At 31.8% G+C, this 24,194-nt stretch carries 20 protein-coding genes; 6 read left to right on the forward strand and 14 right to left on the reverse strand.

Annotated elements, in window-relative coordinates; all coding sequences use genetic code 11:
• Window positions 1–35: 35 nt before the first annotated feature.
• Window positions 36–4,913 (reverse strand): DEAD/DEAH box helicase, encoded by a 4,878-nt coding sequence (locus tag ACNQF9_RS07035; RefSeq protein ID WP_417989927.1) that lies wholly within the window; start codon window positions 4,911–4,913, stop codon window positions 36–38.
• Between the two features lie 410 nt (window positions 4,914–5,323).
• On the opposite strand from ACNQF9_RS07035, the gene ACNQF9_RS07040 reads away from it, so the two are divergent.
• Window positions 5,324–5,575 (forward strand): helix-turn-helix domain-containing protein, encoded by a 252-nt coding sequence (locus ACNQF9_RS07040; protein ID WP_417989928.1) that lies wholly within the window; start codon window positions 5,324–5,326, stop codon window positions 5,573–5,575.
• 122 nt (window positions 5,576–5,697) lie between these two features.
• Here the strand turns inward: ACNQF9_RS07040 and ACNQF9_RS07045 are convergent, their stop codons facing one another.
• From ACNQF9_RS07045 to mnmE, 8 genes are all read right to left on the reverse strand, one after another.
• On the reverse strand, window positions 5,698–6,639 hold the full coding sequence (locus tag ACNQF9_RS07045) for a DUF6371 domain-containing protein (protein WP_417989929.1): 942 nt from the start codon (window positions 6,637–6,639) through the stop codon (window positions 5,698–5,700).
• 54 nt (window positions 6,640–6,693) lie between these two features.
• Window positions 6,694–8,028 carry a DUF3987 domain-containing protein gene (locus ACNQF9_RS07050; protein WP_417989930.1) on the reverse strand — a complete coding sequence of 445 codons (1,335 nt, stop codon included), beginning with the start codon at window positions 8,026–8,028 and terminating at the stop codon, window positions 6,694–6,696.
• A 10-nt stretch (window positions 8,029–8,038) separates the two neighbouring features.
• Entirely contained in the window at window positions 8,039–8,443 is a 405-nt protein-coding gene (locus tag ACNQF9_RS07055; RefSeq protein ID WP_417989931.1) for a SprT family zinc-dependent metalloprotease, read from the reverse strand.
• A 29-nt stretch (window positions 8,444–8,472) separates the two neighbouring features.
• Entirely contained in the window at window positions 8,473–8,808 is a 336-nt protein-coding gene (locus ACNQF9_RS07060; RefSeq protein ID WP_417989932.1) for a helix-turn-helix domain-containing protein, read from the reverse strand.
• Between the two features lie 202 nt (window positions 8,809–9,010).
• Window positions 9,011–9,916 (reverse strand): hypothetical protein, encoded by a 906-nt coding sequence (locus tag ACNQF9_RS07065; RefSeq protein WP_417989933.1) that lies wholly within the window; start codon window positions 9,914–9,916, stop codon window positions 9,011–9,013.
• Window positions 9,906–11,042 (reverse strand): site-specific integrase, encoded by a 1,137-nt coding sequence (locus ACNQF9_RS07070; protein ID WP_417989934.1) that lies wholly within the window; start codon window positions 11,040–11,042, stop codon window positions 9,906–9,908. The genes ACNQF9_RS07065 and ACNQF9_RS07070 overlap by 11 nt, the downstream gene beginning before the upstream one ends.
• A gap of 11 nt (window positions 11,043–11,053) precedes the next feature.
• Window positions 11,054–11,512 (reverse strand): helix-turn-helix domain-containing protein, encoded by a 459-nt coding sequence (locus ACNQF9_RS07075; protein WP_417989935.1) that lies wholly within the window; start codon window positions 11,510–11,512, stop codon window positions 11,054–11,056.
• A gap of 357 nt (window positions 11,513–11,869) precedes the next feature.
• Window positions 11,870–13,258: a tRNA uridine-5-carboxymethylaminomethyl(34) synthesis GTPase MnmE gene (gene mnmE, locus ACNQF9_RS07080; protein ID WP_417960227.1), complete on the reverse strand. Its 1,389-nt coding sequence runs from the start codon at window positions 13,256–13,258 to the stop codon at window positions 11,870–11,872.
• 178 nt (window positions 13,259–13,436) lie between these two features.
• Here mnmE and ACNQF9_RS07085 point away from each other — a divergent pair, with 178 nt between their 5' ends.
• The 4 genes from ACNQF9_RS07085 (at window position 13,437) to ACNQF9_RS07100 (ending at window position 18,011) form a co-directional block, all read left to right on the forward strand.
• A complete protein-coding gene (locus ACNQF9_RS07085) occupies window positions 13,437–14,267 on the forward strand; it encodes a universal stress protein (protein ID WP_417960226.1) in 831 nt (276 codons plus the stop codon).
• A 50-nt stretch (window positions 14,268–14,317) separates the two neighbouring features.
• Window positions 14,318–15,151, forward strand: a complete 834-nt coding sequence (locus ACNQF9_RS07090; RefSeq protein ID WP_417960225.1) for a universal stress protein — start codon at window positions 14,318–14,320, stop codon at window positions 15,149–15,151.
• A 107-nt stretch (window positions 15,152–15,258) separates the two neighbouring features.
• Window positions 15,259–17,031 carry a MutS-related protein gene (locus tag ACNQF9_RS07095; protein WP_417960224.1) on the forward strand — a complete coding sequence of 591 codons (1,773 nt, stop codon included), beginning with the start codon at window positions 15,259–15,261 and terminating at the stop codon, window positions 17,029–17,031.
• Window positions 17,032–17,120: 89 nt separating this feature from the next.
• A complete protein-coding gene (locus tag ACNQF9_RS07100) occupies window positions 17,121–18,011 on the forward strand; it encodes a hypothetical protein (protein WP_417989936.1) in 891 nt (296 codons plus the stop codon).
• Window positions 18,012–18,090: 79 nt separating this feature from the next.
• Here the strand turns inward: ACNQF9_RS07100 and dnaN are convergent, their stop codons facing one another.
• The 5 genes from dnaN to ACNQF9_RS07125 all read right to left on the reverse strand — a co-directional run bounded on the left by dnaN (window position 18,091) and on the right by ACNQF9_RS07125 (window position 22,964).
• The gene (dnaN, locus tag ACNQF9_RS07105; protein ID WP_417960222.1) at window positions 18,091–19,209 is read right to left on the reverse strand and encodes a DNA polymerase III subunit beta; all 1,119 of its coding nucleotides are present in this window, start codon (window positions 19,207–19,209) and stop codon (window positions 18,091–18,093) included.
• Between the two features lie 103 nt (window positions 19,210–19,312).
• Window positions 19,313–20,998, reverse strand: coding sequence for a gliding motility-associated ABC transporter substrate-binding protein GldG (gene gldG, locus ACNQF9_RS07110; RefSeq protein ID WP_417960221.1), 1,686 nt, complete (start codon window positions 20,996–20,998; stop codon window positions 19,313–19,315).
• Window positions 20,998–21,723, reverse strand: a complete 726-nt coding sequence (gene gldF, locus ACNQF9_RS07115; protein ID WP_417960220.1) for a gliding motility-associated ABC transporter permease subunit GldF — start codon at window positions 21,721–21,723, stop codon at window positions 20,998–21,000. The genes gldG and gldF overlap by 1 nt, the downstream gene beginning before the upstream one ends.
• Before the next feature lie 52 nt (window positions 21,724–21,775).
• Window positions 21,776–22,072, reverse strand: coding sequence for a putative quinol monooxygenase (locus tag ACNQF9_RS07120; RefSeq protein ID WP_417960219.1), 297 nt, complete (start codon window positions 22,070–22,072; stop codon window positions 21,776–21,778).
• 64 nt (window positions 22,073–22,136) lie between these two features.
• Complete coding sequence (locus tag ACNQF9_RS07125) at window positions 22,137–22,964, reverse strand: SAM hydrolase/SAM-dependent halogenase family protein (RefSeq protein WP_417960218.1); 828 nt, start codon at window positions 22,962–22,964, stop codon at window positions 22,137–22,139.
• A gap of 182 nt (window positions 22,965–23,146) precedes the next feature.
• Between ACNQF9_RS07125 and ACNQF9_RS07130 the strand changes: the two genes are divergently transcribed.
• Window positions 23,147–24,097, forward strand: coding sequence for a PhoH family protein (locus ACNQF9_RS07130; protein WP_417960217.1), 951 nt, complete (start codon window positions 23,147–23,149; stop codon window positions 24,095–24,097).
• The last annotated feature ends 97 nt before the right edge of the window (window positions 24,098–24,194 follow it).

Below are 24,194 nucleotides of genomic sequence, written 5' to 3' on the forward strand. Positions count from 1 at the left end.
TAAGTTAGTTTATTAAATATTTATTCTATTCACATTTACTCAAATTGTACCTTAGGCAAACCCTTCACAATCTCCACAGTTTGCACGCTTACATTGATAATACTCAAAACCAAATCCAAAATATATTTTGGGTTTCCAACTTCGGTGGCCCAGTCGTTTGGATCGTTTTTGATGCCGCTGTCTTTGTGTGTGGTTACGGCGTAACGTTCCATAATCCATTCGATGGCGGATTTACCGTTTACCACATATTCGTAAGCTTCTGCAGGAATATTTGAAATAGAAATACGGCTATTATAAATAATGCTGTCTTTTTGGTCTTTCTTAGGGAAACGCATTTTTTCTACAGTATAGAATTCGCTTTCTGCTCCTTTTACTACAACGCTATCATAAGCAGGAACTGTTTCATAATTTATGTGTAATTCAGCTAGTTCTCGACCTGCTTTGCTGAATTTCCAGAAATCTTTTACATTCTCGACCAATGGCAAATGGGGTAACATTTTCTTTAAGTCATTGGCGAACATTTCACGGTATTCCGGGCAATGTAAAAAGCCATATACATAATAGAAAATATCTTCTTTACTTACGTTTTTGCCATATTGTTTTTTAGCTCTTTCTAATATAAAATCGCTCACACCATCACGGCGAATGTAATCGCTTTTGTCGCCTGTATCGAACAATCCTTTTTGGGCGTGGTTGTTTTCTTCGTAGTAATAAAGTGGGAAACATTGTGCTTTATCAACAACTTGTAAATCTGTAATTGTGTTTGATATTAAGACTGAAAAATCTTTCTGTGCGCCAATTCCAGCAACTGCGATAACTATGTTATCAAAATTTGAATTCGGAAATAATCTTTTGTTTTGATAAAGCATCGCATTATAATCTTTATCATAGTACAATTTTTGTTTACAATATGGACGATATTGACTTGTTATAAATGCTTTTTCATTAAAAGAATGAGTTTTATATTTTGCCAAATCTTCCTTCAAATTTCTATTCCAACTAATTTTCAAAGGATTGGTTTCTATAAATGAATCGACATCTATTTTGTTATTATCAATTTTTGCATATTTAAAATCTTTTACTTGCTCATTGTAGAATTTTAGAGACTTAGACACATTGTTTTCTAGTAATGGTTTAGAAAAATTATAAACCCAAGCATCCCTGCCAGATGCTAAACCTAAAGAATAAGTTACAAAAAAGGTGGATGAAGATAAATCATATTTTTTTTCTGTATCCAATGAAATAAAAGTGCTAAAGACATCATTTCTTTGACTTATCCAGTCGCCATATTCATTTGGTTCTAATGTTTTCCAAGACATTTTTTCATTGGAAATAGAGCTAAATTGTGTAACGATTTTGAGTTTATCCTGTTGGGTTAAATAGTCCCCAATATCGTGATAATGTACGGTTGCTTTTTCTTGTTTAGCAGCAGGATTTTTTATTAGAAAAGTGATTGAAATTGGGGTACGAGAACCTGAACCGAATATTTTACCACCTTCTTTTCTTGATAGTTCTCCGCTTGTACGTTGATTACCCCTCAAATTAAACACATAAATAGAGCTAAATTCGTTTTCTAAAGATTTACGAAAACCGTCCATACCATTACTATCAAGCCAAGCTCCATTGGATATAAAAGCAATGATACCGCCGTTTTTGTCTAAACGGTCGGAACTCCAACGAAAGGCTTTTATGTATGAATCGTATAATGCTTTTACAGAGGTAGCATTACTTCCTTTAGCATAAGTTGATTCTATTCTACTGTCTAGTTTTTCATATTTCTGATTTTGTGCATTGTCATTTCCAGATTTTTGACCAACAGAATATGGTGGATTTCCAATAATCACGCGAAGCGGTGCTTTCTTTTGTCGTTGTACACGATCGGAATTTTGTGGGAACATTTCGGAGAACATTTTTTCGCTGTTGTCCGATTCTCCTAATTGGAAACTGTCAGTTAAGCAAATGCCATCATAAGGAATGTATTTTTCTTTGCCAATATTATCATCAGGGTCTAGGGTAGCATCGTGGAAAGCGTTTTCGATGTTTACCGCTGCGATATAGTAGGCGAGTAATACAATTTCGTTGGCGTGGATTTCGTGTTTGTATTTACGTTCTAAATCTTCTTCTTTGATTAATCCACTTTGGAGCAGTCGCGTGATAAAAGTTCCTGTTCCGGTAAATGGATCCAGGATGTGAACGTTTTCATCTGTCAAGCTTCTACCGAATTCTTTTTGTAAAATGTCATTTACGGAATGGATAATAAAGTCAACACATTCTACAGGTGTATAAACGATACCCAATTGCTCCACCATTTTTGGGAAAGCAGTCTTGAAAAATTTATCGTAAAGCTCAATTATGATGCGCTGTTTTCCTTCTGCGTTGTCTATTCCTGCAGCTCGCATTTTTACAGATTCGTAAAATTTGTGGAGTACATCAACATCTTTTTCCAAAGCTTGTTCCTCCAAAATACTAGTCATGTTTTGCATAGCTATGGAGACTGCATTGTTTTTAACAAATGAATATCCTTCAAACAAGGCTTCGAAAACTGGCTTGGTGATGATGTGTTGCGCCAACATTTCTATGGCCTGATTTTCGGTTATACTCGGATTTATATTTTTTTGTAAGCCTTCTAAAAAATTAGCAAATGCAATACTGTGTTGGCCGTCTGTTTTTACTAATTTGGTAATGCGTTCCATATAACGTTCCGCAATTTGCGCCACGTCTTTTGCCCAAACTTCCCAATAGTTTTTGTCACCTACTTTTTTAACCATACGCGCAAAAATGGCACTTTGTAATTCTTCAAAATGCAAAGTCATTTGGTCATTTAGATCATTGTTTTTTGTGGTTTCTTCTGAACCGTCTTTTCGCACGGGATTACCATCATCATCAAAACCCCAAGGCGAACCGCCTACTAAAACATTAGTAGGGCGTTTGTTGTTTAATTCGAGTTTGTTGACTGTTGCATTGAAACGGTCATCATGCGCGCGAAGTGCGTTTAGAACTGTCCAAACTACTTTAAAACGTTCGTTATCGTCTAGCCCTTTTTCGGCAGATACATTGGAAGGCACTACAACAGGAATAATGATATAACCGTATTTTTTTCCTGGGGATTTACGCATGACACGTCCCACAGATTGAACCACATCAACCTGAGAGTTTCGAGCTGAAAGAAACAAAACAGCATCAAGGGAAGGCACGTCAACGCCTTCGCTTAAACAACGAACATTTGTCAAAATTCTGCAATCTCCATCTTCAACATCCGATTTTATCCAAGCTAATAATTCATCACGTTGCGGAGCTGACATGGAGCCGTCAATATGTTTGGAAGCGATTGAAACCATCGTTTCTCTTTTTTCCTTTGGTAAGGAATCTATGTATGAATCAGAAGCCGAATTATAGGTTTCTGTAATTTTTTTAGACACTTTTATATTAGAACAAAAGGCGACAGCCCTTTTCATTGGGTTAGGGTCGGAATCTTTTATAATTCCTTCGTCACCTAAAACTTGTTTTGAAAGCGCATTGATGCAGCCAATTAATTTGGATGCGTCATCTGTTGATATTTCGCTGTTTTCGTCTGCAATCATCTTTTGAATTGCGGGCGGAATATCGTGATCATTTAACGTAAGAATTAAAACTTTATAATCTGTCAATAAACCTTTTTCTACGGCTTCGCCAAAACCTATTCTATAGATTTCTTCACCATACAAATTGACATCATCCATTGAACACAAAACGGCTTCTGCCTGTGCTGCTTTGCTTTTAACTTCGTCGTTGTATAAACGAGGTGTAGCGGTCATGTAAAGCCTTTTTTTAGCTTTTATGAAATTATTGTCGTGTACTTTTGTAAAAGCCGATTCGTCAAAACCTGCAATTTTTATTCCTGTGGTTCTGTGCGCTTCATCGCAGATAATTAAATCAAATTCAGGAAAACCATTTTCAAGAATTACTTTTTGTGCTTTCGCAATTACTTCAATAGATTGATAAGTAGAAAAAACAACAGTCATCCCAGGTTTAGAATTCTTTTTAAAAGAGTTTAATTGTTTCAAAATCTCTATGGGGTCGGTTGATGCAGGCAAAGCCAAATCAACTGTACTAAAAGAATCGGTGTCTTCGTCTTTTGTTTTCTTTTTTGAAATATCAGGATCAGAACAAATACAAATTGCGTTGATTGGTTCTTTTGCAAAAGTTGACCATTCTCGCAAAGTTTGACCTAGTAAAGCAATAGAAGGAACTAAAAATAAAACCATTCCATTTACTGTGGTTTCATTTTCAGCGATGCGTAGCGAAGTAAAAGTTTTACCAGTACCGCATGCCATAATTAATTTTCCACGGTCTGCACTTGTAAAAGTTAGATGTGTTTTGTCTAAAGCTTCTTTTTGATGGTCTCTTAAATCACGTCCTGTAAAACGTGCAATTTCTCCATGTACACCCGATTCCATTTTTTCCCAATCTACAGGAGCTTCTTGTAAATCATGAAGATGAATTCTCGATACGGGAGGGTGTTGGTTTTTTATTGCTTGGGTTGCATTAGGTCCCCATTTATTTGTTGTAGAAATCCAAAGACGGTGAGAAAAACCAACGGTTTTTAAATCTTCGTTTTTAAATGTACGGCTGGAAGTTGACAGAAATGAATCTACAGCCGGTTTGTCAATTAGTGATGTTTGTTGATAGCATTTACATTGAATAGCCCAATAATCTCCATCAATAGTGAGGGCAACCAAATCTATACCGGTGTCGCCACTGCCTAAATCTTTTTTCCCCGGGAATTCATCCCATAACCAAACTTTTTTGAATCTGTAAGCATATTGTGGATCGGTTAAAAGATAGGCTTGCATTAATCTTTCAAAACGAGCTCCTTTGTCACGTTCGGAAAATGAAATTTTACGGTATTTTTCCAGTATTTTATTAAAGCTCATATTAGTTATTCTTCTTTTGATTGATGCCTTTAAAGCTAGGCTAAAATAGGGAATCAGATTGAGACAAACGTTTTAACAAGAAATAAATATTAAAAAGTATTTAACATTATAAAAACATCAATTTTAAACTTATTTAATTATGTTTTAAACTATTTTTAATTTCTTAGCACCACAATTAGATGAACTTTATAACAACTTCAAAAAAGAAAAGTTTTAGACATTTTAAAACTCGAGCGTAAAAATTAAAAAAATGATTCAATTTCGTATGGAGATTCTAAGACATAAAATGAGTTATAATATGAAACAGTAATGTAAAGACAGCCTTCCGTTATTAGAAGACAGATCCAAAAATTCGAGCTTCTGTTAAATTCTAATAATTGCTCTATAAAGTTTTTATTTTTGCAATAAAAATGGAAAACCCTTTTGAGATTATTTTAGCAAAATTGGATATTATAGAGAAAGCAATAGAAAAGCTAAATGAATCGACAAATAATCATGATGCGTTATTATCACCAATTGAAACTTGTGAGCTGCTCAATATCAAAAGAACTACGCTTTGGAAATGGACAAAAAACGGAAAGCTGACCAGCTATGGTATTGGTAATAGGGTTTATTATAAGAAAGGGGAAGTCTTAAATAGCTTAGTGAAATTTAATAAATAATTGCCTTGAAATGATTTGCTTTTAATGCTTGACACTATTTTACAAAGTATAAAATTTTAAAAAAAAATAGGGTTTAACTTTTATTAAAGTTGATTCCTTTTGCAGCCTTGGTAGGATAAATGTCATGCTAAACCTCTAAATACATCTTCCAAATCATCATTATAAATCCCTTCGATTTTCAATTGTTCATCTGTTTTACCTTCAGTCATATCCCAGAATTTTACATTAATTCCCATTGAAATTAGAAGTGGAATTTTGTCATAAATTATATTCACGGCACTTTCGCTCATGTCAGGGATAATTAAAACGGTATGGTCAGTTAAGGGTTTTAGTTTATTTTCAGTAAGCCCATTGATTCCCCCATAGGCAATCCAAATATATTCGGGAAAATGAATGTATCCTACAATGGCCGTTTTCTCGCTTTCAACGAGTATAATAGTTTTTCTTCCTTTTAATTCATCATAGATAAGGTGTTCTCCAAAAAGACAAGCATAATAACCGTCTTCATTTTTATAGGGGACTTTAAAAAGATTTGTTCTTCTGCCAATTTCATTGTAATAAGAAATTTTGGCTTTCTGAACTTTTAAGTCAGAATTTATATTCCAAAAAACAGTTCCTCCATCTTTACTGGTTCCTATGATATAGGTTTCTTTTGCGTCTTCAACTTTTTCTTTGCCATAAGTTTTGCAAAGGTATTGTAAAAGATTGTTTTCCGAAATTGTATGGAAGTACTGCCAAATGGTACTTTCTGGAATGTATTTTATATCCTTTGCAAAATTTTGTTCCTCTTTTGCAATTCCTTTGCAAAGGCTTTGTAAAGGAATTGCGATGGATTCATATTTATTTTGATTTTCATTCCAAATATATTCAAGACCTTTCTCATCTTTGAATATAGTTGGAGGTCGGGTTGTTTTACCACAAGAATGACAATATCCATAAATTTCGGGTAAGTTAACATAGGTTGTGAATTTACCATCTTTGTTGCTCCTGTTGCAACAAGGAGTAGCCAGATTTAGATTCCTTTTGGGATTAAATTTTAATGTTTGTTCTATCTTTTGTATCATAATTGATCAATTTTAAATGCAACTTGCAACTTGCAATTGCGTCTGAAAATACTGTTAAGTATTGTTTTTACTAAGTTTGTTAATGCTTTTGGCGTTTGTTGCAAGTTGCTGGTTGCTTAAATTCTCACACCATTTTCTTGAAATTGTTGATTTATTAAAACCTGTAATAGCAACTACATCTTTTTGTTGAGCATTGTTTTTTATTGCCATTTTAACAATATCATTGACTTTTATTTCTTTCTCCTCAGATTTACAATTTTCTTCCAAAATGATTTGAAAATTGTTAAAATAAAATTCACAAATTAGTATTGCTATATCGACACTTTTTGGTTCAATAGGGGTTTCAAAATTTGAATTTTGAGAGTTATTAATTAAGTGGACAAGTAAAGTTAATTTATGTATATAAATCATCAGTTTTGCGATATAGGCTTTGATTATTTCATCTGATTTCTCTTGTAAATTAATTAGTTTTTGGGTGTAGTCATATATTTTTTGTTCGGCTTCGGCATCTAATCGTATTTCTACACTTTTTACTTCTGAACAGTTTTCGGTTTCTTTTCGGCTTGAGAGTAGATTATTTATAAGTGTGTTATATGAATCAATAACGCTTTTGTTTATTTTAACTTTGCTTAATTTTGAATTAGAAGTCAATTTTGGCGTAAATAGGATACGATCTATCAAACCACTTTCAAGATTGCCATTTGCAAATAGTTTTGTTGTAAATTGAGTTTGTACCGATCCTAATAAAGTTATAAAGGTCTGTTCCATTCTGAAATTATCTGTGGTTCTTCTCGAAATATCAATAAACCCATTATTAAAACCGGAAAGTAGAAATGATCGTAAATCAGCACCATCTGGACTTTTGCTATTTGCCATTTTTTCAAAGACATACATAAATTCGTCATAGTAAATTCCAATTGAATAGGGATTTTTACTATGTTCATATTTCATTGATTCAATGGAAGCATTTTGTATCAATAATCGCTTTCTGACAGGTTTATTATTTTGGTCTTGTTCACATGCTGCATTGTATTCTTTGTTTTTTTCATTATCGTGATAATTTAGTGGATTTGTTGCAATATCCATAGGAGCTGATTTAGTGTCTCCACGGCTTCCGATAATTACAAAAAACATATTGGTATAATTAGTATAATTCATGCTGTTCATAGAGAAAGCGAGACCACTAGCGTTACTAAAAGCAAAGAGAATAGAACTAAATAAATATTCTTTCGGAATTCGTTTAAACTCAAAATTTTGTTCAATTAAATTCTTAATTTGACTAGGAAGTAGATCTATTATTTCATTTAATAGTTTTATAGAAATTTCTCTCTTAGACAATATTATGTTATCGATATTGTTTTTAATATCGCTGAGGTTATTTATTTTCATGATTAGGGTTTTATAGGTAAACTACGTTATTGGTTTTCATATCGAAATGAGGTCTAGCACCATCAGATCTAATTGGAGCATTTTTTATCGAATGATATCGAGTCATTAAAAGATTTTTAATTTCCTTAATATCCTTTTTAGTGGCCGGCTTGTTTTCTTCTTTTGTAAAAATACTAGCAGCAAGATTTACTGCAATAGTTCCAGCGGCAGCATTTCCGACTCCGGCCCAACTCATGGTTTCAGATTTTTTTTCCTCTTTATTTTTATTTTCTGTAGATGGTAAGTTTAATCCTTGAATCTTTCTAATTACAAAAGCTCTGGTTCTACAGCTGTTACTGCAATACTTTTGTTGTTGCCTTCTATTAGGCTTGTATTCATTGCCACAATATTGGCATGTATATAAATATGTTTCCATTGTTCGTTAGTTTTACGTTAGATTGACGATTAAAACAATCGGTTTTTAGATAAATACTCTTCGGCTCTTTTTTCTAATTCAGATTTAGATTCTCGCTTTCCATTTTTAATCCATTGTAAAATTTCAGATTTTAGAAAGTAAAGACGCTTTCCTCTTTTGTGAAAAGGGATTTCTTTTTGATGGGTCAATCCATAAATAGTTGCTTTGCTTAAGTTGATTATTTTAGCTGTTTCATCAATACTCAAGAAGGCATCCTCGTCAGAAGTTTTTGAGGGATTAATTGCCTTTAAAATGTTTTCTGTAATTTGATCAGTCAGTACTTTTATTCCTGCTTCTGTGATCATGTAAATTTGATTTGTTTCCATGAATCAATATTCCAAAATATATTGAGTGGGTTTTTGTGTTGTTTTATATGTGGTTTTATTTATTTTAAAAACCTCAATAAAATAGGCTTGTGCAGAGTGTTTTTGTTGAAAAAATAAAACCTAATTGATGTTTTCTTAAAACATCAATTAGGTTTGTCTAAACTTTTATGTGGAAAAAAGGTTGTTGATTTTTGTGTTGTTTTTACTTCATTTTCATTTTTTCACTTTTATTATGCTCATTGTTGAGGATTGTTTTGATATATTTTGTTGTTTTAGGGAGTTGGTAAATTTTTATATTATCTACTAAAGTTAAAAGAAAAATAATTCTTTCTGTTTTTTCAAAATGATTTAAACCTTTTGTCAAAATTTTGTAATTATTAGAATCTCTGAAATTTTTCTCGAAACAATATTTGTCTATAAAATCAATAAGTGAATTTAATCGAATTAGTTCAGTATATGGTAAATTGAATAAAACACTTTCCTCTTTCTCTTCTTTTTTCACTTCTTTTTTTTCACTTAAAGCAACACACATTATATGAAATAAAAAAGCTTTTTGGTCTTCTTTCAAATTATTGTAATCACCATTTATTTGGGACTTTAATTTTGGTTCAGGAGGTGTTAAGTTTATAGGTGTGTTCTGGATTATTATATTGCGTTTTGGTATTTTAAAATTACTAAAATTATTTTCTTCATACATTTTTTGATATTGATTCGAATTTTCTTGAAATTTTTTAACAACGTCAATTAAACCTTTTAAAGCCCCAAAATCACTTAAAAATTTATTAAACGAATAATTAGAGGGTAATTGATCATTCTTTATTTTTAAATATTCTGGATAGACATTGTTTTTTAGGGTTAATTCTTCGTTGTTCTCAGTGTAATCATAAATTGAATTTACAAATATTGTGTCTAACTCATTTAATGAATCAAATAATAGGATGTTACTTTTTTTTGAAATTAATAAATTTTGAGTATCAAGAATAATATTTAAATTCAGATAAAATACTAATGATTTAGCCTTTGATTTTATTAATGTTTGTTTAATTTTTCTTTCCCCAATAACATAGGTTTTATTATAGAAATATTCATAGTATTTTTTATATTCCATCTAGTTTCAAGTTTATACGGTTAGCTGCAATTATTTTATTTTTGTCCATGATTTTAGTGTAAATCTGTGTGGTTGAAACATTTTTATGACCTAAAAGTTTTGAAACGGTGTAAATATCGGTTCCATTCGCTAATTGTAATGTTGCATAAGTATGTCTAAAATTATGAAATGAAATTTTCTTTTTTATTCCCGAATCACTCAACCATTTTTTTAACGGTCGTGTAATTTCGGAATATTTCACCTCCCCAAAAACAAGTTCATTCTCTTTGGTTTGTAAGTTTATAATACTCAATACACTTTCAGATATTGGATGATTATATAAATTACCCGTTTTCTGTTCTCTTACTTTGATGTAATCCCCTTGATGAATGTCAGAATAAACATTACAATAGGGTAGGGTTTTAATATCGATAAAGCGTAATCCTGTTAAGGCTGAAAATATTGCCAAATGTTTTAATTTTGGAAAACTACAATCGGTATTCCATAAAATTTCCAATTCTTTTTCTGATAAATACTCTCGGTACGTTTCTTCTTCTTTTATATATTCGGTTTCTTCTGCAAGATTGTGTTCTATAATTTTATTCTTATAAGCCTTTTTAAGAACCATTATGAAATTTTTGTAATAAGAAGAAGCTGTGTTAACAGATAATTTTTTTGCGTTGGTTCTTAAATTTCTTGTTTCAAGTAAAAAAGTCCTGTACTTTTTAACATGCTTTTCATTTAAAAAATGAGATTGCAATTTGTCACCTGCAAAAGCCTTAAAATAGTTTAATGATGCATTCCAACCGGAATGATTTGATTTTGTCCCATTGTTGTAGTAATCATCAACTATAGAAGCGTAAAATTCGATAAAATCAACATTATAAGTAATGTTTTCTTTAAAGCCATATTCTTTGTCTCTAATTTGTGTAAGTCTTTTGGCACGTACCAAATCGGCAAATTCCAATGTAGATTTATTATGTGTTTTTTCAATCTCATCTTTAGGTTTGTCAAAAATTTGAAGACCCAAAAACTCTCTTCTGGATTCTTTTCCAGTTTTAGGATTAATAATAGGAGGAAAGTAGTCCAAGAACAAACTTGACTTGTTATTTGCTAATGCTTTTTTTCTGAGGGTAACATTTGCCATATTTTTTTTAATTAATTGAAAATGGAATCGATATCTTCTTTTCGTACAAGGGTGTATTTACCTTGTTTCTTCTTTGGTATTTTGAACCTAATAATAAGATTATATAATGCTCCACTAGAGATATTGTATTTCTCCTGAGCTTCTTGAATAGTGTAAGAGTTGTCAAGATTAATAATGATTTCTGGACTTTCTATGCTTTTTTTAATTTCTTTTAAATTATCGTCAAAATAAGTATCAATATCTTTTCTCCTGATCAGTGTTTTTCTAGTTGAAAAACTAAAAGAGTTGATTTCTTTTCTTTCTATCAATCTGTAAATCGTTTTTGTGGAAATATTCAATAATTGAGAAGCATCTTTTACGGTTAAAAAATCTTTGTTTTTTATTTCCTCTATTTTTTCTGCAGATTTTTCATTTGCTTTGGATAAGGTTTCCGAATTGCTATCCTTAATTTTCAAATTTCGAATCAGCATTTTGTTATTTCTACCATTGCAAATACTTGAGCAAAATCTGGTACGAGTAGTCTTCGCAACAAACGAATTTTTGCAGTATTCACAAATACGATTTATACTTAAATTGGAGCTCATTAATTACTTAAATAAATAGTGATTATTCGACTTACATAGAATTAAGGGTAAATAAGGGACATAATCTGCCCTATTTCCATTCAAATATAATAATTAATTTTAATGAGGTACAATATCGGTACAAAAAATACAAAAAAAAGCAAAGCCATACAAAAAAATAAAAATCTATTTAAATAAAAAACCCTTGATTTACAAGGGTTTTAGTGTGTTTTATTTTGTGATATTTTCTTAATTTTTGGCTATCTATTTTCCGATGCAAAAATTAGCAAAAATATTGCCTAACAATTCATCATTCGTAACCTGACCGGTGATCATCCCAAATTGGTACAGCGCTTCCTTGATATCCAAAGCCATCAAGTCGCTTGATAGGTTGGTTTCCAGACCGTATTTTACTTTTTGTATTTCGTATAGTGCTTTCAGTAAAGAATCGTAATGTCTTGTATTAGTAACGATTGTTTCATTATTTCGTAATGCGCCAGTATTAACAAATGAAAGTAACTGATCTTTTAAATCTTCAACGCCTAGTTTTTCTTTAGCAGAAATAAGTAAAATTTCGGGTATTTCAGATTTTAAATTTAAGATTTCATTTTCTTCTAATTTATCAGCTTTGTTACCAATAATTACTAACGGCTTCAATGGAAACTGATTCTTAATTTTTTCTAATTCCACTTTCAACTTTAAACCGGAAACTTTAAATTCGGAGCTATCAAAAAGAAAAACAACTACCTGTGCCTGTTCAATTTTTTCGAATGTTTTTCGAATTCCAATGCTTTCCACCACATCTTCAGTTTCGCGAATCCCAGCAGTGTCTATAAATCTAAATCCGATGCCACCAATGACCAATTCATCTTCAATCGTATCTCTTGTTGTTCCCGCAATTTCTGAAACAATGGCACGCTCTTCATTTAATAATGCATTCAATAGCGTTGATTTCCCCACATTTGGTTCTCCCACAATGGCTACAGGAATTCCGTTTTTAATTACATTTCCTACTGCAAAGGAATCGATTAAACGTTTAAGTACAAATTCGATTCTATTTAATAATTCATAAAACTGCGTTCTATCTGCAAATGCTACATCTTCCTCAGCAAAGTCGAGTTCAAGTTCGATCAATGAAGCAAAATTTAACAATTCTTCTCTAAGTTTGGCAATTTCATTAGAGAAACCCCCACGCATTTGCTGCATGGCAATTTGATGTGATGCTTCATTATCTGATGAAATTAGATCAGCAACAGCTTCTGCTTGGGATAAGTCTAGTTTTCCGTTTAAGAAAGCTCGTAATGTAAATTCACCAGGATTAGCTATTCGACAGCCTTTTCTTAGCAATAACTGAATAATCTGTTGTTGAATATAAGTTGAACCGTGACAGGAAATTTCAATCGTATTTTCTCCGGTGTACGAGTTTGGACCTTTGAAGATCGATACTAGTACTTCATCCAAAGTTTTCAAGTCATCCTTAATGTGCCCTAAATGCAAAGTATGCGTTCTTTGTGTTCTTAAATCTTTGTTTTTGATAGATTTAAAAACCGTATTCCCAATAGTAATGGCATCTTCGCCGGAAATTCGAATTACTGCTATTGCTCCAGCTCCGGAAGGAGTTGCAAGAGCCACAATGGAATCGTGAGGTATCATATATATGTAGTCAATTTTATGCAAAAGTAAGTAAAATTGACAATGGGACAAGACTTGGATAATAAAGCATTGCCTTTACTTTTGTTAAAAATCAGTAAAACTTATAAATATCATACTACTTTGTTTTTTGTTTTGTAAATTTATAGTACGAATTGATTTGCAACTAATGAACTATGCTATGAAAAAAATTCTTTTTCCTACCGACTTTTCTATGGTGTCCAAAAATGCTTTTATATACGCATTGAAATTGGCAGAATCCATCAATGCTGAAATAGTTACAATGCATGTTTACCAATTGCCTCAAACCAATTATATTAATGTTTCAGAATATTTACATGAAATATATGATGTCACGGAACTTAGTAATTTTGAAAATTATAAAGATGAGGTTCCTATTTTAAGAAATATTGCTGATGAGAATAATTTGAATCATATCAAGATTAGTCATGTTTTAATCTTAGGGAATCTCGTTGCTGAAATAAAAAAAATCACTGAGAATGAAAATTATGATTTTGTGGTTATGGGCACAAAAGGAGCTACTAGTGTTAAAGAAACTTTTTTTGGCACAACAGCCACAAAAGTGATGAATGATATTAAAACATTAGTTTTAGCAATACCGGAACACTGTCAATACCATACAATCAAAAAAATACTTTTTATTACGCAGTATAGACCAGAAGATACTGAATCCTTTTTACGGGTCATGTCTTTAGCCAGGATCTTTCAAGCTCACATAGATTGTTTGCGTATAGAGTCGCCGCATCATGAAGTAAAAAATGACTGTATGGAAGAATGGAATGGATTGATTGATAATCAAGAAGTATTATTTCACTCGATTATAGAAGAAGATGTGGAAGGAACTATTTTAAAATTTATAGATCTACATGAAATTAATTTGATTGCGATGCATGTGTATCATCGAAATTTTTTTGAAAAACTATTCGAAATAAGTCTTTCAAAAAAATTGACTTTCCATATTAATGTACCCATTCTTGCTGTCCACGGATAAAAAAATTCGAATGTGATTTTGTTTACCAAACGATTTTAACACTTAATAAAATGAAAAAAATTCTATTTCCTACAGATTTTTCCGAAGTGGCGACAAATGCTTTTGTCCACGCTTTAGAATTTGCAAAAATAGTTCATGGTGAACTCATTTTATTACACACCTTTGAATTGCCAATATATGACAATCAGTTTTTTCCAGAAAATTATACCGTCATCTATGATTCTTTGCAGTTGGCTAACTTTAATATGTTTAAGGATGAAATTCCAAAACTTCGCGCTATAGCTCAATCACATAATCTGGATAAAATTAAGATTTCTCATAGGCTTATGGATGGTGATTTACTTTATAATATTAAGAAATCTATAAAAGAAGACGCAATAGATTTTGTGATAATGGGTACATCGGGAGCCAGTGGTTGGGAAGCGTTTTTTATAGGTACTAATACAGGATCTGTTATTTCAGGAATTGAAGTTCCTATGTTATGTGTCCCAGTGGAGGCTAAATTTAAAAAAATTGAAGTCATAGGCTTTACAACCCGCTTCCGCGAAAAAGATAAAATAGCGCTGAAAATGGTTTTAAAAATTGCGAAAAAAACAAATGCAAAAGTAAAGTGCCTTTATGTAAAAACAAATGAATCAGATGTAACCAAAGAAACTATTGCGAATTGGGAAGAAGAGTATTCTCTGGAACCTATTGAGTTCTTTGTTATCAATAGTAATGAGGTGAAAGATACAATTATTGATTTTATTAGGTACAAAGAGATTGATATTTTGACAATGCTTACTTATAAAAGAGGCTTTTTTGAAGGAATATTTAACCCTAGTTTAACCAAAAAAATAGCTAGTAAATTTGATATTCCAATTTTAGCCATTCCCATTGATTGATACAGTTTGAATTTTGAATTCTATTTAGTACGGCATTGCCATTGCCTTTTAATTTAGACTTCTTAGCGCAATCTATTTTGTTATATTTGCATTTCACTAATTAAATTATGGAAATATACAAAGCAAAAAAAATACGCTTTTCAAACGCTTTACATGCAATCAATAAAAAGTACAATAGTATAAGTATTCTAAGACTTTTTACTATTGTACTTTTTTTAGTTTCTGTTTATTATTATATCAAAACTAGTGCGATCATCTTGATTGCCGTATCCATTTTTATTTTTGGAGTATTTGTAGTATTGATGCGCATTCATTCTAAACTAGTTTTCCAGAAACAAGTCAATCAAGCCTTATTCGATATTAATGAAAATGAAATTTCTTATCTGGAAAGAAACAAAGTGCCTTTCGAAAACGGACAGGAATTTAATGATTTTCATCATCCGTATGCGTATGATTTAGATATCTTTGGGGAGCATTCCTTGTTTCAAAACTTGAATAGGACGGCAACTTATATTGGTAAAAAAACATTCGCAAACCAACTGCTAAAAATACTGCCAAATGATGAGATTACCAGAAATCATCAAGCGATAATAGAATTATCAGAAAAATTAGATTGGCGTCAGGAATTTTTGGCCAACGCCAAAATAAGCGATGACAATCAATTGAATTATGAGACTTTGCTTAAATGGTGTACGTTTAATAGTACACCTTTGTCCAAACTGAGTGTTTTTATTTCTTATTTTTTACCATTTCTTTTTCTGGGAGTTTTGATCGCCTATTTAGGGACTTCAAATACTATTTATGCAACTATTTTATCATATTTATTTGTTGTCAATTTAATCATTTTAGGTCGTTTTATAAAACGAATTCAAATTGAAATTGCTAATTCTACTAACATTGATAAAACCATTCATCAGTATAGTTTGTTATTGCAAAAAATTGAAGAAGAATCTTTTCAGTCTAAAAAGTTAATCGATCTGCAGCAAAAACTAATGTTTAAAAAAGAAAATGCCAGCATTCATTTGAAACAGTTAGCGGGTTTGTTTTCGAAAATGGACAGCATTAGTAATTTCGTTACCGCTATTGTATTCAATGGAACGTTTCTTTTTAATTTGCATGTTTTAAATTCATTAATTCAATGGAAAAAGGATCATTCCGAAGCCTTAGAAAATTGGTTAGAAGTTATAGGAGAATTCGAGGTGCTAAACAGTTTAGCCAATTTATCGTATAATAATCCAGAATTCGTTTTCCCTACATTAAATACAAATTTCCAAATTGATTTCACAGATTTAAGCCATCCTTTATTGAATAAAAAAACAAGAGTAGGGAATACCGTAAGTTTTCATCCCGAATCGTTTATGATTTTGACTGGTTCTAATATGTCTGGAAAAAGTACATTTTTAAGAAGTTTGGGAATCAATATGGTTTTGTCAGGAATGGGCTCTCCAGTTTGTGCCAGTCAGGCAAATATACATCCGTTGCCTGTATTGGTTTCCATGCGATTATCAGATTCATTATCAGATAGTGAGTCGTACTTTTTTGCAGAAATTAAGCGCTTAAAGCAAATTATGGACGAACTAGTAAACAGACCTGCTTTTGTTTTATTGGACGAAATATTACGTGGAACCAATTCTGATGATAAGCGAAACGGAACTATTGAAGTGGTTAAAAAAGTAATTGGTCAAAATGCTATTGGTGCCATAGCAACTCATGATATCGAAGTTTGTCTGACAACCAATGAGTACCCAAGCGTGCTAACTAATAAATGCTTTGAAGTGGAAATTATTAATAATGAGCTGCATTTTGATTACAAACTGCGTGACGGAATTTGTAAAAATAGAAGCGCTACTTTCTTGATGAAAAAAATGGGAGTGATTTAGTAATTCACTTTATAAAAAAAAATCTTAAAAAAAACAAAATTCATTAGTTTAAATAATTACTTTCATAATTCAAAAGAAAAATAAAATTTATGAAAAAAAAAATATTCGTGTTTTTGTTATTTGCTTTTACCTCGGCAATTTTTTCTCAACATAATCAATTGAAATTGCATAGTAAAGTTATTTACATGGAATACAAAAATTATAAAGCATTAAAAAAAAGTGGTAATAAAGTTATAGATTCAATTGGTTTTAATATTATCAAGAGTGATACTTTAGTAATTATTAGTGGATACGAGGAAAAAGGGGTAAAAGTTCTGTATGAAGAAAAAGATTCTATATTTTTAGAGCGATATAAACAATTGGTTTTCAATAAAAAATATCAAAAAAAAGAAGAGCGATTAAAACCGAGAATGAAAATTTGGAAAGAGGAAGTGAAAATTTATTTTGACAAATCCGTCAACAAATATAATAGTAAAAAGCTTAGTGAATTTATTAATTATCTCGATAAAGAAATTGATTCATTACATATTACTGTCGTAAAAGATAAAGATAAGTCAAACTATTTTATTTATTCCATAGACGATAGGAATGATGTAAATTTAGATACAAGAATACGAGGGAATAACGGTTATTATCTTTTATGGAACAACAAACAAAATATTTATAGTTGCTCACTAAAAATTAATGCGAAAAATAATTTAAATGAAGAACAGATATTAACTAATTTGAAGGTTAATTTTATACGATCGTTGGGTTATTTTTATCAAGAAGTTGATTATTCAGATTGCAATAGCTATTTTTCATTTTGTAAATCAGATAAAAAAGAATTCGGAAAGAAAGATCTTGAAATTTTAAAATATCATTATTCCTATGGAATTTGCAAAGGAACTAATTTAGAAACATTTGAAAAGAATCATAAAGATGCCAAAGAATCAATAAAAAAAGGAAATACAAAGTTTTATTTTAGTCATAGTGAATAAACAAAAAACCGTCCCGATTTATAGGGACGGTTTTTTAAATATAAAAATGGTTTGGTTAATAGCGTATTTTTAAACCGAACTAGCTGTTCAGCATTACTGGCATTACAAGCATTGTAACCGTTTCGCCTTCTTCTAATCCATCAACAGGAGTAAGGATACCGGCTCTGTTGGGCAGTGACATTTCAAGCATAATCATATCCGATTGCAAGTTGGTCAACATTTCAGTTAAGAAACGAGAATTGTACCCTATTTGCATATCGTCGCCTTGATAATCACAGGTCAATCTTTCTTCAGCTTTGTTTGAATAGTCAATATCTTCGGCAGAAACATTTAATTCAGCACCAGCAATTTTCAAACGGATTTGGTGTGTCGTTTTATTCGAAAAGATGGCAACACGACGTACAGAACTCAAAAATTGAGAACGGTCAATCATTAATTTATTTGGGTTTTCTTTTGGAATTACAGCTTCGTAATTTGGGTATTTTCCATCAATTAAGCGACACATCAAAACATAATTGTCAAAAGAAAAAGTAGCATTCGAATCGTTGTATTCAATTTTTACTTCAGCATCTGAAGTTCCAAGAATATTTTTTAAGATGTTCAAAGGTTTCTTTGGCATAATAAAATCAGCCACTTGAGAAGCTACTACGTCAGTTCGGGCATATTTTACTAATTTGTGTGCATCAGTTGCCACAAATGTCAAACCCTGTGGTGAAAACTGAAAAAATACACCAGACATTACCGGACGCAAATCATCGTTTCCAGCAGCAAAAATAGTTTTGCTGATAGCAGTTGCCAACACATCAGAAGGAACAAGTGTTACGGATGGATCGTCTAAATTTACTGATTTAGGGAATTCATCCCCAGGGGCATAAGCCAAAGCATATTTACCAGAATTAGAACTGATTTCAATCGTACTGTTTTCTTCAACTGTGAAGGTTAAGGGCTGCTCTGGAAATGTTTTAAGGATTTCCAAAAGCAATTTTGCAGGGACAGCAACGCTTCCTTTACTTTCAGAATCAATTCCTAAAGTTGCAGACATTGTGGTCTCTAAATCAGAAGCAGAAACCGTAAGAACATTATGGTCTAAATCAAATAAAAAATTATCTAAAATAGGTAAAGTATTACTGCTGTTGATTACGTTCCCTAAAACTTGTAATTGCTTTAATAAGTATGAACTTGATACTATAAATTTCATCTGTCTTGTTTTATTTTTTAAAGTATTTCTTTAAATCCGAAATACGATACATTTTACAAATATATCGTAAACTATTCTAGTTTGGAAACTTTTTTATTAACATCTATTTGCTATATTTTCTTTTTCGAAGGAAAGTAAATACGACACCAAAAAGCACTAAAATAAGAATTGGTAGCCCGATAGTTAGGATTTGTGTTCGGGTGTAGTTTTGATAAACTTTTTCTTTATCCAATAAAGGTAAATCAAGATCTTTGCTTCGAATGTTAATAAGTCCAGTATCATCCAATAAGTAATTGACACAATTTATTAGAAAATCTTTATTATCATACAAATTTCCAGACCTTTGGTCGTAACCCAATTCTACCGGTTGGAAGTTTTTATCCAATTGATTTTTAATTATATCTCCATCAGCAATCACAATCATTTTATTATTTTTTCCTGTAGCTTGAAATGTTTTTTGATCAAAAGGCAGCACCCTATTTTCGAACATAGAATGAAACGAGCCTTCTAATAGAACCGCTAATGGAATATTTCCTTTATTCAAGTAATCATTTGGCGAAGTTTCTTCGGCAACAATGTTTAAATTTATCTCTGTTGGAGTTCCTATTTTTTTCGAATAGGGAGACGATTGCAACAAAATAGTTTTTTTTATTCCGTTTTTCAAGGTATCAATAGGATTCGCAAAATCAAATTTGATTCCGCCTAAATTTTTAACAATTGGATGTAAACTATTTGGATACACCTGAGGCGCAAATTTCCAGTTGAATTCTTGAAATTGGGTAGCACTTCCTTGTTCTCCAGTAGCTAATTTTATGGGACTTCCTTGTTCGTCTTTTACTACATCAGGATTGATTCGGATGCCGTATTTGAAGAGCATATCATTCAAATTTAAATCTCTTGGATACGCCAAAGTGGAACCTGAAGCATTATATAAACTGTCCATTTCAGCAGAAACTTGGTCAATCAGCCACAATGTTTTTCCACCGTTGATGATAAATTGATCCAAAACTTGTTTCTCCGCCTCAGTAAATGTTTCGGTAGGTTTTGCAATAACTGCCAAGTCATATTTCTCTAATGCTTCCAGACTTCCAATCTGATCTTTGGCAACTGAATCTAAAGTAAAAGGGCCGATATGGTAGCTCTCCCGTACTTGTAGCAGAAATTTTGCCATCAAAATATCTTGTAGTTCTCCATTTCCCTTGATAACAGCAATTTTCTTTTGTTTGGCTTTGGTAATTTTATTTAACCCTTCGGCAATAGAATATTCAAGATGCTGAACAGAACCAATCACTTTTTGGGTTGTTGAAGCACCCATAATATTTTTTAATAATGGAATATTAACTTCCTTATTGTCATAAATGGCAATTGCCCAAGGGAAAACTATCGCTTGGGATTGCTTTCCTTTGTCGTCAACGGTTATGTTTATTGGCGTAAGTCCTTTTCGATACAAGTCTTTAATATTATCCATGCTGGCCTCTTCGTTCTCCAATGGGTCTACGAATTCAAAAATAATATTGGTGTTATACGCCTGAAATTCTTCTAATAATTGTTTTGTTTCTTGTTGTAAACGTTTGAATTCAGCCGGTAAATCCCCTTGCATATACACCTTTATGAACAGCGGATTTTTTACCTGGGTAATGATCTTTAAAGAAGTAGAGGAAAGGGTGTACCTGTTGTCTTTTGTTAAATCAAAACGATGGAAAAAGAAACTTCCAATTACATTCAGAAGCACTAGAAATGCAAGGATAATCAAAACTGATTTAAGGTTATTTTTCTTAGAAGTTGTCATTACGATTGGAACGATTTTAGATTGTAAACAGTAAATGAAAGAAAGGCAACGGTTATGCTTGTAAAATAAAGGATATCCCTTGTGTCTAATACGCCCCGGCTCATACTTTTGAAATGCTCTTGCATTCCTAATGACGCAATTGCAGCTGATACATTTGGAACAACACCAGCTAAACCTTCAAATCCAAAATAGAAGAAGAAACTTAAAAATACGGCTACAATAAAGGCTACAATTTGATTATCGGACAACGTTGAAGTGAATATTCCAATAGCCGTATATCCAGCAATCAGGAATAATAAGCCAAAATAAGAACCAATTGTACTTCCCATATCGATATTTCCCTCCGGCATTCCTAAACTGGAAATAACAGCTACATAGATGAATGTTGGGATAATCGCCATTACAATCAACAGTAACGCTCCAAGAAATTTTCCATTTACAATTTGCCAAATACTCAACGGCTTCGTCAGCAATAATTCTATTGTTCCTTGTTTTTTTTCATCTGAAAAACTTCGCATGGTTACCGCGGGAATCAAGAATATTAAAATCCAAGGAGCCAAGGTGAAAAACGGAGTCAAATCGGCAAAACCAGTATTCAAAATATTATAATCTCCTTCGAAAACCCAAAGAAATAATCCATTAATAATTAGAAAAATGGCAATGACTAAGTAGCCTATGGGCGAACCGAAAAAGGATTTTATCTCTCGTAGTACTATTGATTTCATGTTTTTTATTTGTTTATACGTTTAACGTTTTTTAGTTCAAAGTTGCTCATCTTTAAACCAAAGTAACTAACTTATCAACGCTCCACGCTTCCGGTTTGTCATTGAATAATTTCTTGGTGAATGTCCAAACATCATAAAAAAGTTCAGAATTCCTGTAATTTTCTAAATCTGCTTCGGTTTCCCAATAGCTGTATGTAAAGAAAATGCTTTTGTTATTTTTGTCTTGATACAATTCTAAGAAACGATTTCCAGGTGCATTTCGTATTTTATCTTTCATTAACTCAAAGTTCTCTAAAAAAGCAGGAATATGCTCCTCGTGAAAACTCAATTTTACAATTCGTACAAACATTTAAATTTATGATTTAAGATTAACGATTTATCATTTCAGATTTTTAACTAATTACTAAATACAATTAACTAAACACTACATTAATAACATCCCTATAATTCAATCCCAATAAACTAGTAGCAGATCCGACTTTGGAAGGATTGCTTCTAAAAATGGCAATTTCAAGAAAGCCAGCTTCGTTGAAAATAGCTAATTTTTCGCCTTCGTACGATTTGATTGGGTATTTACTAGAACTGGCAATCGCAGAATAATTAGGTAAAATTGTTTTTATATTTTTGGTTTTCAATACAATTTCATAAGGTCTTCCTTTGGACACTTCTATAAAATATTTTTTAGAAATATTAGTTACTACATTCCCAAAATGATCAATGTATATTACATGACCTACTAATGTATTTCCATCAACAGTCATTATTGGATTCAAGTCAGTTATTTCTTTGATAGTGTTAATTTCTTTACCTATTACGTTCATCAAACCACCTTTAGCTATATGGCACGCCACTTTTACAAACACATCAAGATCAGCAGCGTCACTTGGCAAACGGTCATGTATAGTAATCATGACTACTTTTTGCGGAACAATTTTTTGCGAAAGCATGCTTAAAATACCATTATCTGAGGCAATAAAATAGTGATCGTTCCATTGCATAACAATATGTTGATTCTCTTTATTGGATTCCATATCGACTCCAATAAGATGTACAGTTCCTTTAGGGAAGCTTGCATAAGATGCGCTAATTATGTAACTTGCTTCTAAAGTGTTGAATGGGTCGATATCATGAGAAATATCAATAATTTTAGCCTCTGAATACTCTGATAAAATTTTACCTTTCAACGCACCCACAAAGTGGTCTTTCAAGCCATAATCGGTAGTAAGGGTAATTATTGACATAAATTTGTTTATAACTATTGGTGTTATGTAAACCTAATTTTATTAAATTTGAGAAGTGCAAAGCTAATAATAGTAATCTCAAAAACCGAGAAACAAAAAACAAATTCTATTTAAAAACTATAAATATACCCGACAACCAATTGATTTATAAAAAAATTAATTCTAATTTAAAACTACCTCATTTGAACGAAAGAATAATCGAGCTCATAGACATCGCTCCAAAAGACTTTTGGGGCGCTCAAGACACTCATCTTGAAACAATTAAAAAGTACTATCCGAAATTGAAAATTGTCGCTCGGGGAACAACATTAAAAGCTTTTGGAGAAAAAGAGGTTTTAGACGAGTTTGAAAAACGTTTTCAACGGTTGATGCTCCATTTTAATAGGTATAATAATATTGATAATAATGTAATCGAGCGCGTCATACTGGGAGATATTCAGGAAGAAAGAAAATTTCAAGGTTTAGACAAGATTTTGGTACATGGAGTGGGTGGCAAGATCATTAAGGCCATGACTCCAAATCAACAATTGTTGGTGGATACGATGGAAAAAAACGATATGCTTTTTGCTGTTGGGCCTGCTGGAACAGGAAAAACGTATACCGGTGTTGCAATGGCTGTTAAGGCATTAAAAGAGAAAAAGGTAAAAAAAATAATTCTTACAAGACCAGCAGTAGAAGCAGGAGAAAATCTAGGGTTTCTTCCAGGAGACATGAAAGAAAAATTGGATCCCTACATGCAACCTCTTTATGACGCGCTACGCGATATGTTGCCTAATGAGAAATTAGAAGATTATATTTTGAAGGGAATTATCCAGATTGCTCCACTAGCATTTATGCGCGGAAGGACTTTAGATGATGCTTTTGTAATTTTGGATGAAGCACAAAACACTACACATTCTCAAATGAAAATGTTTCTTACCCGTATGGGGAAAAGTGCTAAGTTTATGATCACAGGAGATCCAGGTCAGGTCGATTTACCCAGAAGAACTATTTCGGGACTTAAAGAAGCAATATTGGTTCTAAAAGACGTGGAAGGAATTGGTATTGTTTATTTGGATGACAAAGATATTGTACGCCACCGATTAGTCAAAAAAGTGATTGATGCCTATAAACAAATTGAGAATAACGATTAAATAAAAAGATACTGCGTTAAATAGGACACTGAAAAAATATTTTTTAAAATAAATTGTTAATACGAAGGGGTAGAAATTAAAATATTCTGCTCCTTTT

It is taken from the genome of Flavobacterium amylolyticum (genome assembly GCF_048284335.1).
GTDB lineage: Bacteria > Bacteroidota > Bacteroidia > Flavobacteriales > Flavobacteriaceae > Flavobacterium.

Excerpts from the sequence above, each read along its gene's own strand:
- ACNQF9_RS07035 (WP_417989927.1), bottom strand. The coding sequence starts at position 4,913 with ATGAGCTTTAATAAAATACTGGAAAAATACCGTAAAATTTCATTTTCC.
- ACNQF9_RS07040 (WP_417989928.1), top strand. The coding sequence starts at position 5,324 with ATGGAAAACCCTTTTGAGATTATTTTAGCAAAATTGGATATTATAGAG.
- ACNQF9_RS07045 (WP_417989929.1), bottom strand. The coding sequence starts at position 6,639 with ATGATACAAAAGATAGAACAAACATTAAAATTTAATCCCAAAAGGAAT.
- ACNQF9_RS07050 (WP_417989930.1), bottom strand. The coding sequence starts at position 8,028 with ATGAAAATAAATAACCTCAGCGATATTAAAAACAATATCGATAACATA.
- ACNQF9_RS07055 (WP_417989931.1), bottom strand. The coding sequence starts at position 8,443 with ATGGAAACATATTTATATACATGCCAATATTGTGGCAATGAATACAAG.
- ACNQF9_RS07060 (WP_417989932.1), bottom strand. The coding sequence starts at position 8,808 with ATGGAAACAAATCAAATTTACATGATCACAGAAGCAGGAATAAAAGTA.
- ACNQF9_RS07065 (WP_417989933.1), bottom strand. The coding sequence starts at position 9,916 with ATGGAATATAAAAAATACTATGAATATTTCTATAATAAAACCTATGTT.
- ACNQF9_RS07070 (WP_417989934.1), bottom strand. The coding sequence starts at position 11,042 with ATGGCAAATGTTACCCTCAGAAAAAAAGCATTAGCAAATAACAAGTCA.
- ACNQF9_RS07075 (WP_417989935.1), bottom strand. The coding sequence starts at position 11,512 with ATGCTGATTCGAAATTTGAAAATTAAGGATAGCAATTCGGAAACCTTA.
- mnmE (WP_417960227.1), bottom strand. The coding sequence starts at position 13,258 with ATGATACCTCACGATTCCATTGTGGCTCTTGCAACTCCTTCCGGAGCT.
- ACNQF9_RS07085 (WP_417960226.1), top strand. The coding sequence starts at position 13,437 with ATGAAAAAAATTCTTTTTCCTACCGACTTTTCTATGGTGTCCAAAAAT.
- ACNQF9_RS07090 (WP_417960225.1), top strand. The coding sequence starts at position 14,318 with ATGAAAAAAATTCTATTTCCTACAGATTTTTCCGAAGTGGCGACAAAT.
- ACNQF9_RS07095 (WP_417960224.1), top strand. The coding sequence starts at position 15,259 with ATGGAAATATACAAAGCAAAAAAAATACGCTTTTCAAACGCTTTACAT.
- ACNQF9_RS07100 (WP_417989936.1), top strand. The coding sequence starts at position 17,121 with ATGAAAAAAAAAATATTCGTGTTTTTGTTATTTGCTTTTACCTCGGCA.
- dnaN (WP_417960222.1), bottom strand. The coding sequence starts at position 19,209 with ATGAAATTTATAGTATCAAGTTCATACTTATTAAAGCAATTACAAGTT.
- gldG (WP_417960221.1), bottom strand. The coding sequence starts at position 20,998 with ATGACAACTTCTAAGAAAAATAACCTTAAATCAGTTTTGATTATCCTT.
- gldF (WP_417960220.1), bottom strand. The coding sequence starts at position 21,723 with ATGAAATCAATAGTACTACGAGAGATAAAATCCTTTTTCGGTTCGCCC.
- ACNQF9_RS07120 (WP_417960219.1), bottom strand. The coding sequence starts at position 22,072 with ATGTTTGTACGAATTGTAAAATTGAGTTTTCACGAGGAGCATATTCCT.
- ACNQF9_RS07125 (WP_417960218.1), bottom strand. The coding sequence starts at position 22,964 with ATGTCAATAATTACCCTTACTACCGATTATGGCTTGAAAGACCACTTT.